Raw genomic sequence first — 14,623 nt, 5'->3', positions numbered from 1 at the left:
GGTCTGGCTGCCGGCCTGGGCGCGGCCGCGCGGCTCGATTCGGCCGGCCGCACCGGGCGTAAACGTGCTGCGGGCGCCAAAGCGGCGGCCTGATTCGCCGCCAAAACCGCCTCCCCCGGACCCGCGGAAATTGCCCCGGCCATAGCCGCCGCGGCCGCCTTCCGGCGCGAAGGTGCGCTGCAGCCGCTCCGCCAGATCCTGGCGGTAATAGCGCCGCACCACCTCGTCGCGAATGCCATTGGTCAGTTCCTTGATCCGCGCCTCCAAGGCGGCGCGGCGCTCGGGCGTGGCAAAACTGCCGCCCTCGAGTTCGCGCGACCAGATCACGTCGGCAAGGCCGCGCGCCTGCCCGATCACTTCCTCGATCGCGCCGCGGCCGCCGGAGCGCGCGAGATCGTCGGGATCCTGCCCTTCCGGCAGCAATGCGAAGCGCAGACTCTTGCCGGGCGCCAGCAGCGGCAGCGCGAGGTCGGCGGCGCGCCATGCCGCCTTCTGTCCGGCCTTGTCGCCGTCGAAGCACAGGATCGGCTCGTCCGCCATCTTCCACAGCAGCATCAGCTGGTTTTCGGTCAGCGCGGTGCCGAGCGGGGCGACGCTGGCGGGAAAGCCCGATCCGACCATGGCGATGACGTCGACATAGCCTTCCACCACCACCAAGGCCGCGCCATTATGGGTGGCGAGGCGCGCGGCGGCCAGGTTGTAGAGATTGTCGCCCTTGTGAAACAGCGGGGTCTCCGGCGAATTCATGTACTTCGCGGGAACGTCCTTCTCCAGCGCGCGGCCGCCGAACGCGATGACGCGTCCGCGCAGATCGGTGATCGGAAACATCACGCGGTCGCGAAAGCGATCCCACGGCACCGGGATGTCGTCGCCCGCCACCAGCAGGCCGGCTTCCACCATGTCCTCGACCGGAATGCCCTGCGCCCCCAGATATTCCTTCAGCGCGAAGCGCTCGCCGGGCGCATAGCCGATGCGGAACTGGAGCTGCGTCGCCGGCGAAATCGCGCGGTCGGCGAGATAGCCGCGCGCCTTTGCGCCATGGCGCGAGGCCAGGGTGTCGGCAAAGAACTTCGCCGCCAGTTCCATCACGTCGTACAGCGTCTTGCGGCGCTGCTCGTGCCGCGCCGCATCGGGTGTGACCGCCGGCAGCGCGAGGCCCGCCATCGCGGCGAGCCGCTCGACCGCCTCGGTGAAGCCGACGCCCTCGGTCTCCATCAGGAAGGAGATGATGTCGCCATGCTTGCCGGAGGAGAAGTCGTGGTAAAATCCCTTCTGGTCGTTGACCGTGAAGGACGGCGACTTCTCCTGCTGGAACGGCGACAGCCCCTTCCACTCCCGCCCTGCCCGCTTCAACTTCACGCGCCGGCCGACAACTTCCGAAACCGGAAGCCGGGCGCGCAGATCGTCGAGAAACTGGGGCGTGAAGCGCATGGGTGTGTTTGGCCTGAGTCGCTGGCCAGTGCCAACCGCACATGGATATAGGGTGGCGGCAGCAAAATACGAGAAAGTTGGGCTTCTCGCCGCTATTCACAGCCTAATCGAACGTATTGACATAAAATACATACGTATATACATTTGATCACATTGAGGTACGGTCGAAGAGACCATGCTCTTTGGAGGGGCGCCGGGGGGCGCCATAACAACCACAAAGGCAGGGTAGGAGTTAGGTCTTCGAATCCGTCATAGCGAACCTCAAGCGGCAAAACCGCGTCGAAACTCCGGCTTCGGGGACGATTTGCTATGACGGAAGATGTGCAACGGCTGTTCGCGGACGTTCGCGACTTCGGATGGAATCCGGAAAAGCGCGAAATCAATCTGCGCGACCACCAGATCGACTTCGAGGACGTGCGCGGCATTCTCGACGGCTACACTTTCATCCGCCGATCGGATCGTCATGGCGAAGTCAGGTATCAAATCTTCGGGTACGTCCAAGAGCGGGAAGTCGCGGTCGCCTGTGCAATCCGCGGCACACTCTGCTGGATCATCTCGGCGCGGCGCGCCCGGCGCGACGAGCGACGAAATTATTACGATCGTTTCAAGGGACTCCCCGAGGAAGGGCAAGACTGACTGGGCTCGTTTCGACGCGCTGACCGACGAGGAGATTGCCAGGGCGGTTGCCACCGATCCCGATGCAGTGCCGATCGACATCGACTGGTCGGACGCCGTTCTGGTGATACCGCCGAAGAAAACGGCGATATCGATCCGAGTCGACGATGACGTGCTCGACTTTTTCAAGAAGGAAGGCGACGGGTATCAGCGCCGCATCAACGCGGTGCTGCGCTCCTACATGCAGCAGAAGGCCAAGCCGAAAAAGCGGGCTTGATCCTACCCCAGGACCGTCATTCCGGGATGCGCCTGATGGCGCAGGCCCGGAATCCATACCCATGATCGGGGTTAGGGATTCCGGGTTCGCGTCTTCGACGCGCCCCGGAATGACGCCAGCACTGGACTGCACCCTTGAACTCCGCCCGGTTCCACGCTTCGATAGCGGCATGTTCACGACTTTCAGGGGCGGCCAGAGCGGCGGGTGGCGGGTGACGGCGATTTCGGCGGTGAAGGGCGCGCCGCTGGCAGCCGTACCGTCGCTGTCGGTGGTGCATTCCGAGGCGATCGCGCTGCCGCTGCTGCCGTCGCGGACCTCGTGGCGGCTCGCCGGGGTCGCCAGCCATGTGCGCTATGTCGAGCGGGGCGAGAAGACGCAACTCGCCGCGGTGCAGGCGGGACTGGGACGCCCCGCGGCCAGCTGCGCGGCGCTGATTCCGATCAGGAAATCGGCGGCGTGGTGGGAGCTGACGCAGGAAGAGCGGCGGCGGATTTTCGAGGACCAGTCGCACCACATCGCCGGCTCGCTGAAATATCTGCCTGACATCGCGCGGCAGCTCTATCACTGCCGCGATCTCGGCGAGCCGTTCGATTTCCTGACCTGGTTCGAATACGCGCCGGAGCATGCCGGCCTGTTCGAGGATCTGGTCGGCATGCTGCGCGGCACCGAGGAATGGACCTATGTCGAGCGCGAGGTCGATATCCGGGTGGAGCAGATCGATCTGAGGGGATGATCTACTTCTCCAGGAACCGGCCCGAGGCGATGCGCGGCAGGCCGGTGACCGGCCAGTTGTAGATGTAGGTCCAGGCCTCGCTGATCGATTGATCCTCAAGCGTCACCGGCAGCATCTGCCTGACATATTCGGTCGGTTCGGCAAAACCCTCGCCGCAGGCCTCGTACATGTCGAACTCGCGCAGCAAGGCCTCGGTCTGGCGCAGCCGGTAGAGTTCGCCGAACACGGTCTCGGCGGGATCGTCCGAGCGCAGCAGCCCGGGATAATGCCTGATGAGATAGAGCCGGCCGCGGCAGCGCGCCTCGCCGATGAAATCGGCGCTGCGCGACAATAGCTGCGCCATCGGATGATCGAAGCCGCGCATCAGGGTGCCGTAGACGAAGAGGAGGTCGGAGGACATGCACTACTCTTAACCCGTCATTCCGGGGCGATGCAAAGCATCGAACCCGGATGCGCAATTGCGCACCGGGGAATCTCGAGATTCCGGGTTCACGCTTCGCGTGCCCCGGAATGACGGCGGAGGAATACGCGCCTCAGGCCGTCACGATCTCGTCGCTGATGACGACGAATTTAATCAGATCCATGCGGCCGAAACTGGTGGTCAGCGCCACGTCGGCGGCGTCGCGGCCGGTGCCCATCAGGATGCGGCCGATCCGCGGGTGGTTGTGGCGGGCGTCGAACGTGTACCACTGGCCGGAAAGATAGACCTGAAACCAGCCCGAAAAATCCATCGGCGCCGGATCCGGCGGAATGCCGATGTCGCCCATATAGCCGGTGCAATAGCGCGCCGGAATGTTCATGCAGCGGCAAAACGTCAGCGCCAGATGCGCGAAGTCGCGGCAGACGCCGGTGCCCTGCTCATAGACGTCGTGCGCCGATTTCATGTGATGCGCGTGCTGATAGCCGAAGGTGACGTGGTGGTGGACGAAATCCGTGATCGCCGCGACCCGGGCCCAGCCCGGCGGGGTATGGCCGAACAGCGACCAGGCGACATCGGTCAGCTTGTCGGTCTCGCAATAGCGGCTCGGCATCAGATAGAGCAGCAGTTCGTCCGGCAGCTGGTCGATCGGCACCTGCTGCGCGGTCGGCATCACCACGTCAGGCAATCCGGAATCGCGCACCCGCGCCGCGCCGCGCAGGGTGACGCCGCCGGCCGGCGCCACCAGCCGGCCGCAGACATTGCCGAAACTGTCGCGGTAGAATCCGATCGGCACGTCGGGTTCGGCGACGATGCTCTCGGTGCCGACGATGTCCTGGAAGCGCGAGGGGTGAATACTGAGCATGATCACCATGGGGGTCGGCTGCACCGCGGCATAGGCAATCTCGAATCCCACCTTGATTTCCATGATCAGACCTTCTCGTCCTCACTGACCGAAACGACGTTGATGCTGACCTCCATGCCGACGAACGCATCGGCGGAGCCGAGATAGGTGCCGTGCAGCGGGATCGCCTGGCGCGGATCGCGCGCCACCGCGACGCGGACGAGGTCGCGGGTGCCGATGATGCCGTTGGTCGGATCGAACTCGATCCAGCCGGCGCTCGGCAGGTAGACCTGCACCCAGGCGTGGGTGTTGCCGCCGCCGACATAGCCATGGGCGCGGTCGCCGGGGATGAAGATGTAGCCCGACACGAAGCGCGCAGCGATGCCGAGCCGCCGCAGCGCCTCGATCATGAACAGCGCGTAATCGCGGCAGGTGCCGGACCTCGTCTGCAGCGTGTCGAGCGGATGCTGGGTGCCCTGCTCGTGCCGCTTGCGGTAGGTGAACTGCGCGCGGATGCCGTGGGTCATGCCGGAGAGTATCTTGAAGGTGGGCGTCGGGCCCTCGCCATCGAGGAAATTCAGCGCCCACGCCGAGAGCTCGCCGCCGGGATCGCCATATTGCGGAGCGATGTAGTGCGCGAGGTCGGGTATCTCCTCGGCGTTGTAGAGGAACGGATAGAAATACGCCGGGTCGTCCGCGGTCAGCGCGAACTCGTCGGCCGGATTGTGCTCGACCGTGGTGGTGGAGGTGAAGGTCAGGGTTTCCGAGCGCTCGTCGAAGGTGGCGATCGCGACGCTGTTGCCGAACACGTCGTGAATCCAGCGCAGCGACATCGGCTGCGGCACGATCTCGAGTTTGCCGGTGAGCATGCGCAGGTCGTGGCCGTCGCGCGGCCGCAGCATGATGCGGTGCTCGCCGAACGCCACCGGATGGGCATAGCGATATTCGGTCTTGTGATGGATCGTCAGGAGCGGCATCGTCGCTGTCATCATCGTGATTTTGTGCAATCTAATCCATACCGAAACGTGCTCAATTCTCACCCGGTATGCTGCTTCGATAGGCAACAGGCAAGACATGACTCTGGACAACGCGGGCGACACATCCCTACTCCTCGGCAATGCCGAAGTTCCGCCGGTTCTCGAACAAAATGAACATGGCCGCTCGCCGTTCCTGCTGACGGCGGATCATTATGGCCGCCTGATCCCGCGCGCGCTCGGCGATCTCGGCGTGCCGGCCGGCGAACTGACCCGCCACATCGCCTGGGACATCGGCATCGCCGGCGTCGCCGAGGCGCTGTCGAACCGGCTCGATGCGCATCTGATCGCGCAGCGCTATTCGCGGCTGGTGATCGACTGCAACCGCCCGCCCGCCGCGCCGAGTTCGATTCCCGTGCTGTCGGAGACGACGGTCATTCCCGGCAACGAGAACCTTGCACGGGGCGCGGCCGAGGCACGGCGTCGCGAGATCTTCGATCCCTATCATCGCCGCATCACCGAGGCGATCGACGCCCGCCTGCGCCAGGGCATGCCGACCGTGCTGGTGGCGCTGCACAGCTTTACGCCCGTCTATGCCGGCATCATCAGGCCCTGGCATATCGGCACGCTGTATCACCGCGACACAAGGCTGCCGCCGCTGTTGCTGAAGCTGCTGCGCGATGAAGCCGGTCTCGTGGTCGGCGACAACGAACCCTATGCGGTGAGCGACGAGACCGATTACGGCATTCCCGTGCACGGCGAGGCGCGCGGGCTGATGAACACCGGCATCGAGATCCGCCAGGATCTGATCGCGGACCCGTCCGGACAGACGCAATGGGCGGACCGGCTGGCGAGGGTCTTTGGCCAGATCGAGACCATGATCCGCTGAGAGTTGTACGAGGCCGGGTTACCGCGCCCGCGTCAGCGCCAGCCAGATGCCGCCGCCGACCATGCATGCGCCGGAGATGTGCGACACCAGCCTCGTCCGCTCCGCCGAGAAGAACAGCCGGGCGCGGCCGGCCAATACCGCATAGATCGAATCGGTGAACGCACCGGTCACCATGAAGGTGAGGCCGAGCAGCGCCACCTGCGAGAAATGGTCCTTGCTCATGTCGACGAACTGCGGAATGAACGCGCCGAAGAACACCAGCACCTTGGGGTTGGACAGCAGCACGACGAACCCCTGCAGGAAGAAGCCGCCGCGCGGCGGCGGCGGGGTATCGGCATCGACGCCCTCGATCGGGCTGCGGATCAGCCGGATGCCGAGCCAGATCAGATAGGCCGCGCCGGCAAACCGGACCCAGTCGAACCAGTAGCCCATCGTCGCCATCAGCGACGTCAGCCCGACCGCGACGATGCCGATCACGATCGCGAGCCCCGCCTGCACGCCCGCGATATTGATCAGCGCCGCGCGGGTGCCGTAGCGCAGCCCATTGGCCAGCACCAGCGTGACCACGGGTCCGGGAAGCAGCGCCAGCCCGATGCAGGCGACGACAAAGGCGAGATAGACTTGAAGGGACATGAGGGACTCGCGGGATTCAATCGAGGTGGGATCGGATTATGCACGAACGGAGCCGTGGTGGAAATTGCGCTTCCTTTTTTTCCCGCTCCCGGTGGTGCCGGATGGATCCATCCACCATCGGCGGCGAGTAACAGCCTGCTTCGTCATCCGGATGGAACCGCCGCAGCGCTGAAGGAATGGGGGATTGAGACGCCTAATCCATCACCGATCTCGCGCCGGCCGGGCGGGGCTCCGACTCAGTGGACTTGCTCCCGATCTGACCCTATGAATCGATTAACGTGCCGCACATTATGCGTCGCAAGAACCGTCTGATTTGAGCACGAAATGACGCACCGATGAGCCTGCGCACCCGGTTGCTGATTTTGGTGATCGTGGCCATGCTGGTGCCGGCTGTGCTGGTGGGACTTCGCTTTGTCCAGAACCGCGCCAGCGATATCAACACCGCGCTGGTCAATCTGTCGGCGACGGCCAATGATATTTCCAACGACCTCGACGAGAAGATCCAGGGCACGGCCCAGCTTCACTACGGGCTGGCCCGCGCCCGCGATCTCGACACAAGGGACCGGACGGCGTGTTCGGCCTTCCTTTCCGCGGTGCGCGAGGAATATCCGCAGTTCACCGGGATACTGACCATCGATCCGGACGGCAGGCTGTTCTGCGACTCGCTCCGGACCGACCGCAACCTCGATCTGCGGGATCGCGAATATTTCAGACAGGCGTTGCTTGCGACCGGGACCGTCACGCTGCAGCCGGCGTTCGGCCGGCTGACGGGGATATCGGTGCTGCAGATCGCGTATCCTGTGCGCTCGGAATCCGGCGAGCTGAAATTCGTCCTGCTCGCCTCGTTCAGCCTGCAGAAGTTCGCGGAATACCATGCCATGACCGAGGCCGCGGGCGCGGCGGAAATCCTGCTCGTCGACAAGGAGGGTATGGTCCTGATTGCACCGCGAAGGTATCGCGCCGAGCCCGTGGGCGCATCGATCGCGAATTCGAATTTGTTCCGGTTTGCGGCCGGACCGGCCGGCGAGCATTTCCGCGAGACCATCGACGCCGACGGCCGGACTTACGTCTGGTCCGCCGCCCGCTCGTCTCCGGTCCGGGATGCCGGACTTTACATCCTGGTCGGACTGCCCAAGGACAGCCTGGTTGCCGCCGCCAACCGCCGTCTTTATGAAGACATGGCGATTCTGGCAGTGGCCGTGCTGCTGCTGCTCGGGGGCGTCTGGATCCTGGCGACGGTGGGTATCGGTCGTCAGGTCGGACGCCTCGCCACGATGGCGACGAAACTCGGACTTGGCGATTTGAGCGCGCGGATTGCTCCGCCCCATCCCAACGGCGAACTCGGCGGCCTGATGACGCTGCTCAATGGCACCGCCGAATCGCTCGAACGCCAGCGTGCCGCGATCGACGATCTCAATCAGAAGCTCCGTCAGTCGCAGAAAATGGAGGCGATGGGCCAGCTCACCGGCGGCGTGGCGCACGACTTCAACAACCTCCTGACCGTCATCCTGGGCAATGCGGAATACATCACCGAGAAGCTGCCGGCGCATGCGGAATTGCGCGCCTTCGCCGAAGGCATCGTGACGGCCGCCGAACGCGGCGCGGAGCTGACCAGGAGCCTGCTGGCGTTCTCGCGCAAGCAGCCCTTGATGCCGAAAGACATCGACATCGGCCGGCAGATTCTCGGGATGGAGCAGTTGCTGCGGCGAACCCTCGGCGAACATATCGAGTGTGAATTCCTGCTCGACCGGGACCCGTGGCTGGCCAGCGTCGATCCCGGGCAATTGACCTCCGCGCTGCTCAACCTGGTGCTCAACGCGCGCGACGCCATGCCGGAAGGCGGCAGGCTGACGGTCGAGGTCCGCAATGCATCGCTGGACAAGGCCTATGCGGAGCAAAACAGCGAAGCCCAGCCCGGCGACTATGTCATGGTTGCGGTGACCGATACCGGCTGCGGCATGACCGCGGAGGTCGCCGCCCGCGCCTTCGAGCCATTTTTCACCACCAAGGAGGTCGGCAAGGGCACCGGCCTCGGTCTGAGCATGGTGTATGGCTTTGCACAGCAATCCGGCGGCTCGATGAAGATCGATTCCAAGCCGGAGCACGGCACGGCCATCACGCTGTTCTTTCCCCGCGTTGGCAAGCCTGAGGTGACCGGCTCAAGGCCCACCGACCCGATCGCCACGCCCGCGGGCAATGAAACCATTCTCCTGGTGGAGGATGACGACATGGTGCGTTCGTATGTGGAAAAGGAGTTGAAGGCGCTTGGCTATCGCGTCATCGTGACGTCCAACGGGTTGGCGGCACTCGAGGTGTTGCGCCGGCCAGGGCAGATCGACCTGATGTTTACCGACGTCGTGATGCCCGGCGGCCTGTTCGGGCCGCAACTCGCCGAAGAAGCCGCACGCCTGCGCCCCGAACTCAAGGTTCTCTTCACCTCGGGCTACAGCGAACAACCTGCGGGATGGGCCGACCGGCCCGGCGCGCGGATTTTGCACAAACCGTTCCGCCGGCACGATCTGGCGTTGATGCTGCGTTCGGTGCTGCGGGCGTGCTGAGCGGGTGCGGTCGCAGCGCGGCGTGCTAATCCGGCAAGGGCTCGACAATGCGCCGGTAGAGATGCCAGGTGGCGTGGCCGAGCACCGGCAGCGTCACCAACAGGCCGAGGAAGTACGGCAGCGCGGAGACGATCAGCAGGACGACGATGACGGCGGCCCATCCGATCATCGGCAGCGGGCTTGCGACCACCGCGCGCACGCTGGTGACCATCGCCGTAACGAAATCGACGTCGCGGTCGAGCAGCAACGGGAACGACACCACCGTCAGCGAGAACAGGATCAGCGAAAGCGCCGCTCCGACCGCATTGCCGATGGCCAGAAACAGCAATCCCTCATTGGTGGTGAGCACCACCGTGATGAATTGCGGCAGGCTCGCGAACGAGGCATTGAGTCCGAGCAGCAACGCGATCAGCAGGCGCACCTGGTACATCCAGATCAGGAAGATGAACAAGGTCACGAACGCCATCCAGCCGAGTTCGCTCCGCGACCTCACCTTGGCCCAGATGCCGGCGAACGATGCCGACTCCCCGGCCTCGCGCCTTCGGCTGACTTCATACAGGCCGATCGCCACGAACGGCCCGATCAGCGCAAAACCGGCGGCGAGCGGATAGGCCAGATAGACCATGCCGAACGCGGTCAGGCTGAGCAGAATCAAGATGCCCCCCGCCGCATAGATCGCACCGAACGCGAGGCCATAGAGCGGCTGTGCCTGGAAATCCCGCAGGCCCCGGCCCAGCGCCTCGGCGATGTCGGTGGCGGTGATGCGCCGCACCACGGGATCGAGCTTGCCGGAAACCGATGCCATCGCCACTGCCCTCCCCTCGATGCTTCGGGGAATTGGTGCAGGCGGCGGCTTGCCGCGTATTGATCTGGGTCAAAATCGCCCGGGACTCGTGCGACGAATCTACCCCAGCATCCGCAATTCCCGCCGCAGCACCTTGCCGGTGGCGGTCATCGGCAGGGTGTCGGTGAACTGCACGAAACGCGGATATTCGTGCGCCGCGAGCTGCACTTTCACAAAATCCTGGATCTCGCGCGCCAGCGCGTCGCCGGGCTCGAAACCCGGCCGCAGCACGATCCAGGCCTTGATCGATTCGGTGCGGATCGGATCGGGGATGCCGACCACCGCCGACATCGCCACCGCGGGGTGTTTCATCAACGTGTGCTCGATCTCGGACGGCCCGACGCGATATCCGGCTGTGGTGATCACGTCGTCCTCGCGGCTGACATACCAGAAATAGCCGTCCTCATCCTGGATGCCGAGATCGCCGGTCAGCAGGAACCCGCCGGCATATTTCTTCGCCGTGCCTTCCGGGTTGCGCCAGTATTCCAGCATGGTGCAGGGATTGGGCTGGCGCACGCCGATGATGCCGCGGCTGCCACGCGGCAGTTCCTTGCCCTTGTCGTTGACGATACGAACGTCGAAGCCGGGCGTTGCCTTGCCCATCGAGCCCGGCCGGATCGGAAACAGCCTTGAATTACTGCCGATCACGAGATTGCATTCGGTCTGGCCGAACACCTCGTGGGCGTCGATGCCGAAGGTGGCGCGGACCCAGTCCAGCAACTCGCCGCCCAGCGACTCGCCGCCGGTAAAGATGCTGCGCAGCCTGACGCCGTCATGTTTGACGCCGGCCTGCCGCATCAGCTTCAGCGCGGTCGGCGGCAGAAACACGTTGCGGATGCCGTAATCGGCCATGACAGCCATCGCCGCCTGCGGCTCGAATTTTCGGGCGCGGTGGCCGACGATCGGCACGGCATGGTACCAAGCTGCGAACAGTGCGTTGATCAGCCCGCCGATCCAGGCCCAGTCGGCCGGCGTCCACATCAGATCACCGGGCTTCGGCAGGAAATCGTGGCACATCTCGACATTGGGCAGATGGCCGAGCACGACGCGATGCGCATGCAGCGCGCCCTTCGGATTGCCCGTGGTGCCCGACGTGTAGATGATCAGCGCGGGATCGTCGGCCGAGGTATCGACGGTCGTAAATTCAGCGGACGCCGCCTTCAACTGCGGCCAGAACGCCTTTGCTCCGGCGGGCGCGGGATCGGCGATGACATGGATGCTCTGCAGGTCCGGCAAGCGGTCGCGGATCTTTGCCAGTTTCTCGTAGCCGGCAGCATCCGTAACGATGGCCCTGGCGCCGGAGTTCGACAGCCGGAATTCCAGCGCGTCCTCGCCGAACAGCGCGAACAGCGGGATCGACACCATGCCCGAACGAAACGCCGCCAGATGCACGACCGGCAATTCCAGCGACTGCGACAGAAACACCGCGACGCGGTCGCCGCGGACGAGGCCATCCGCCTTCAGCACGTTGGCAAAGCGGCGGGAGAATTCGGCGACCTCATCGAACGAGGTGCGGGTCGCGCGGCCGTCCTCGTCGACATAGATCAGCGCGAGACGGCCCGTGCCGTCGGCATGGCGGTCGCAGCAGACGGTCGCGAGGTTTAGGCGATCAGGAATGTCCCAGCGGAAGTTGCGGTACAGGGTGTCGTAGTCGGAGGCTTCGGTGAGCATGGCTGAGGCCTTTGGCTTCCTGTCAGCGTCGCGTGACGACTCCGGTCGGCGTCGCGAAGCCTTCCATGGTTCGAATACGCTTCTCCAGCCACCAGCCATATTCCGGCGCCCAATCCTCGAATCTCGCGTTAATTCCGAGATCATGGGCCCAGTGCTGCGCGATATTGGGATTGAACTGGGATTGCCGGCCGATGGCGATGAGGTCGGCCTGCCCCTTTTGCAGGATGGCTTCGGCCTGCTCGGCTTCGAGAATGATCCCGACCGCCATCGACGCAATGCCCGCCTCCCTGCGGACCCGTTCCGCGTAGGGCACCTGGAAGCCGAGGCCGCGCGGCACTTGCGCTGCGGTCGCCGAGCCCGAGATTCCGCCGGACGAGCAATCGATCACGTCGACGCCGCGGGCCTTCAACTCGCGGGCGAAGGCGACCGTGTCATCCAGATTCCAGCCGTTCTGCGCCCCATCGACCGAGGAGACCCGGACGAACAGCGGCATGGTTTCCGGCATTTCGCGCCGCACCGCCTCGACGATCTCGAGCGGCAGCCGCATGCGACCCTGGCGGTCGCCGCCATATTCGTCATTGCGCGTATTTGATATGGGCGAGAGAAACGAGGCGAGCAGGTAGCCATGGGCGGTGTGGACTTCGATCGCGTCGAATCCGGCGGCGACCGCGTTGCGGGCCGCATTGGCCCAGGTGCGCACCATCGCCCGGCACTCTTCCGATGTGAGTTGACGCGGGGTCAGCCAGCCCTCCGCAACCGGCTCGCTGGTTGGGCCGACAGGTTGCCACACCTTGGCGCCCGCCTTGATCTGTTCGGAAGTGAGCGGACCCATGCCGTCCATCGCGCGCTGCGACGACGCCTTGCGCCCGCCATGGGCCAGTTGAATGCCGATCGCGGTGTTCTCGCCTCGCATGAATTCGATCAGCGGCTTGAAGCTTTGCGCCTGTTCGACAGTCCAGATGCCGAGATCATGCTCGTTGATCAAGCCGACCTCCTCCACGCCGGTCGCCTCGACAAACACCAGCCCGAAGCCGCCCAGCGCATAGCGGCCGAGATGGACGTTGTGAAACATCCCGCAGGTGCTGCCGGGTCCGGCGCGGTAGTGCACCATCGGCGGCACCACCAGGCGGTTTTTGAGGGTCAGGCCGCGAATCGTGAACGGCTGAAACAGCAGCGGGCGCGCGGGATCAGTGCTGTCGGACATGTAAGCTCCCGTTGAGTTCGGCTATCGTAACGTGGCTTCGGCAGTCATCATATGTTTCGCGAGCAATTGGCCGACTAGCTGTCTACATCGACCCAAGTCACGCTTGGCTATTTTGGAAACCGCTACGATCTTAATCGCGTTGTCGGCTTGTATTTCGATCGTTCGAGCCATTGCTAGCCAAGTCCGGAATCAGCACGCGTTAATCGTCGCTACCCCGCAAGCGGGCGAGGTCAGGAGGACAGCGCCGCCTTCACCAGGCCGCTGACTTTGCCGAAATCCATCTGCCCGGCATATTTCGTCTTGAGCACCGCGATCACCTTGCCCATGTCCTTCATGCCTGCGGCGCCGGTCTCGGCGACGGCGGCTGCGATCGCCGCCTTGACGTCGTCGTCGGACATCTGCTTCGGCAGGTAGGCGGTGATGATCGCTATCTCCTCGCGCTCCTGGTTGGCCAGTTCGGCGCGACCACCCTTGTCGTAGAGTTCGACCGATTCCTGGCGCTGCTTGATCATCTTCTGGAACACGCCGAGGAGGTCCGCATCCGACAGCGGCGGCTTGCCTTCGCCGCGCGCGGCGATGTCGGCGTTCTTGATGGTCGAATTGACCATGCGCAGCGTGGAAAGCTTGCGCTCGTCCTTGGCCCGCATCGCGTCCTTGACCGCGTTGTTGATGTCGTCGCGCAGCATCGTGATGTCCTCTCGCGGGCTGAGTCGCCGGAAGCCCCTGATCTAGGCCGTTCGGATCGATCAAACAACTAGCTCCGCAGCCATTCGACCAGCGCATCGGCGGTCGCCTGTGGCTGTTCCGGCGGCGTCAGGTGGCCGCAATCGGGGATGATGACGAGTTTGGCCCCGGGGATTCCGTCGGCCATCTCCGTCGACAGCGAATTCGGAACGGTGGAGTCCTCGTCGCTCGAGAGCACCAGGGTCGGACACTTGATCCACGCCAGCGTCGGCCGCGAGTCCGGGCGGCTCATGATGGCGGTCAACTGGCGGACAAAAGCCTCGGACCCGACATCCTCGCCCATGTCGTGCACCAGCCGGCGCAGGGCCGCGTCGTCGCGCCGCGAAGGGTGGACGAAGACGCCGAACAATTCGTCGAGGATGGCGCAGTATTCGCCGGCTTGCGCGCGCGCGATCTGGCCGCGTCGCCGCTCGCCGGCCTCCGGCGTATCCGGCCGCGCCTGGGTGTTCATCAGCGCCAGTCTCGCCACCCGTTCCGGCGCCTGCCGCATGATTTCGAAGGCGATGTAGCCGCCCATGGAATGGCCGGCCAGCGCGAAGCGCGGCGGCGCCTCGGCGAGGATCCGCCGCGCGATGGCGCCCATATTGTCGTCGCGGATGTGGTTGGCCACCGTCACGGGGCCGAATCGCCACAAGGCCGGGACAACAGGCGCAAAGATCCGCGGCGAGCAAGCCAGCCCCGGAACCAGCAGAATCGGCATTGGATTGTCCATGCTGCCCCCAGCTTCGTCATGGCCGGGCTTGACCCGGCCATCCTCTTTTTCGTGTTTTATTGCACCAAGACGCGGA

Annotated in this window: 15 protein-coding genes; 5 read left to right on the top strand and 10 right to left on the bottom strand. The window is 64.6% G+C overall.

Annotation, left to right across the window (positions count from 1 at the left end):
* A partial coding sequence (gene dnaG / locus Q8R73_RS12245; RefSeq protein WP_305719806.1) for a DNA primase occupies nt 1–1,431 on the bottom strand: 1,431 nt, incomplete at its 3' end.
* Nucleotides 1,432–1,752: 321 nt separating this feature from the next.
* Here dnaG and Q8R73_RS12240 point away from each other — a divergent pair.
* The 3 genes from Q8R73_RS12240 (at nt 1,753) to Q8R73_RS12230 (ending at nt 3,056) form a co-directional block, all read left to right on the top strand.
* Complete coding sequence (locus tag Q8R73_RS12240) at nt 1,753–2,067, top strand: BrnT family toxin (RefSeq protein ID WP_305719805.1); 315 nt, start codon at nt 1,753–1,755, stop codon at nt 2,065–2,067.
* Entirely contained in the window at nt 1,955–2,323 is a 369-nt protein-coding gene (locus Q8R73_RS12235; RefSeq protein ID WP_305719804.1) for a BrnA antitoxin family protein, read from the top strand. Before Q8R73_RS12240 ends, Q8R73_RS12235 begins: the two co-directional genes overlap by 113 nt.
* A gap of 169 nt (nt 2,324–2,492) precedes the next feature.
* Nucleotides 2,493–3,056, top strand: a complete 564-nt coding sequence (locus tag Q8R73_RS12230; RefSeq protein WP_305719803.1) for a chlorite dismutase family protein — start codon at nt 2,493–2,495, stop codon at nt 3,054–3,056.
* A 1-nt stretch (nt 3,057) separates the two neighbouring features.
* Here Q8R73_RS12230 and Q8R73_RS12225 read toward each other — a convergent pair whose 3' ends face one another.
* The 3 genes from Q8R73_RS12225 to Q8R73_RS12215 form a co-directional block, all read right to left on the bottom strand.
* Complete coding sequence (locus tag Q8R73_RS12225; RefSeq protein WP_305719802.1) at nt 3,058–3,456, bottom strand: gamma-glutamylcyclotransferase; 399 nt, start codon at nt 3,454–3,456, stop codon at nt 3,058–3,060.
* Between the two features lie 133 nt (nt 3,457–3,589).
* Nucleotides 3,590–4,402, bottom strand: a complete 813-nt coding sequence (locus Q8R73_RS12220) for a transglutaminase family protein (protein ID WP_305719801.1) — start codon at nt 4,400–4,402, stop codon at nt 3,590–3,592.
* 2 nt (nt 4,403–4,404) lie between these two features.
* The gene (locus Q8R73_RS12215) at nt 4,405–5,295 is read right to left on the bottom strand and encodes a transglutaminase family protein (protein WP_305719808.1); all 891 of its coding nucleotides are present in this window, start codon (nt 5,293–5,295) and stop codon (nt 4,405–4,407) included.
* 97 nt (nt 5,296–5,392) lie between these two features.
* Between Q8R73_RS12215 and Q8R73_RS12210 the strand changes: the two genes are divergently transcribed.
* Nucleotides 5,393–6,181 (top strand): N-formylglutamate amidohydrolase, encoded by a 789-nt coding sequence (locus Q8R73_RS12210; protein ID WP_305719800.1) that lies wholly within the window; start codon nt 5,393–5,395, stop codon nt 6,179–6,181.
* 18 nt (nt 6,182–6,199) lie between these two features.
* Here the strand turns inward: Q8R73_RS12210 and Q8R73_RS12205 are convergent, their stop codons facing one another.
* Nucleotides 6,200–6,814 carry a LysE family translocator gene (locus Q8R73_RS12205; RefSeq protein WP_305719799.1) on the bottom strand — a complete coding sequence of 205 codons (615 nt, stop codon included), beginning with the start codon at nt 6,812–6,814 and terminating at the stop codon, nt 6,200–6,202.
* 335 nt (nt 6,815–7,149) lie between these two features.
* Between Q8R73_RS12205 and Q8R73_RS12200 the strand changes: the two genes are divergently transcribed.
* Nucleotides 7,150–9,372, top strand: coding sequence for an ATP-binding protein (locus Q8R73_RS12200; RefSeq protein WP_305719798.1), 2,223 nt, complete (start codon nt 7,150–7,152; stop codon nt 9,370–9,372).
* Nucleotides 9,373–9,397: 25 nt separating this feature from the next.
* Here Q8R73_RS12200 and Q8R73_RS12195 read toward each other — a convergent pair whose 3' ends face one another.
* From Q8R73_RS12195 to Q8R73_RS12175, 5 genes are all read right to left on the bottom strand, one after another.
* A complete protein-coding gene (locus Q8R73_RS12195; RefSeq protein ID WP_305719797.1) occupies nt 9,398–10,177 on the bottom strand; it encodes a DUF2189 domain-containing protein in 780 nt (259 codons plus the stop codon).
* A gap of 99 nt (nt 10,178–10,276) precedes the next feature.
* A complete protein-coding gene (locus Q8R73_RS12190) occupies nt 10,277–11,887 on the bottom strand; it encodes an acyl-CoA synthetase (RefSeq protein ID WP_305719796.1) in 1,611 nt (536 codons plus the stop codon).
* A gap of 22 nt (nt 11,888–11,909) precedes the next feature.
* Complete coding sequence (locus Q8R73_RS12185; RefSeq protein WP_305719795.1) at nt 11,910–13,091, bottom strand: NADH:flavin oxidoreductase/NADH oxidase; 1,182 nt, start codon at nt 13,089–13,091, stop codon at nt 11,910–11,912.
* 230 nt (nt 13,092–13,321) lie between these two features.
* A complete protein-coding gene (locus Q8R73_RS12180; protein WP_305719794.1) occupies nt 13,322–13,777 on the bottom strand; it encodes a GatB/YqeY domain-containing protein in 456 nt (151 codons plus the stop codon).
* 68 nt (nt 13,778–13,845) lie between these two features.
* On the bottom strand, nt 13,846–14,547 hold the full coding sequence (locus tag Q8R73_RS12175; protein ID WP_305719807.1) for an alpha/beta fold hydrolase: 702 nt from the start codon (nt 14,545–14,547) through the stop codon (nt 13,846–13,848).
* Nucleotides 14,548–14,623: the final 76 nt, after the last annotated feature.

The organism is Bradyrhizobium sp. (genome assembly GCF_030697065.1).
GTDB lineage: Bacteria > Pseudomonadota > Alphaproteobacteria > Rhizobiales > Xanthobacteraceae > Bradyrhizobium.
This window is presented reverse-complemented; position numbering and strand designations above follow the sequence as displayed.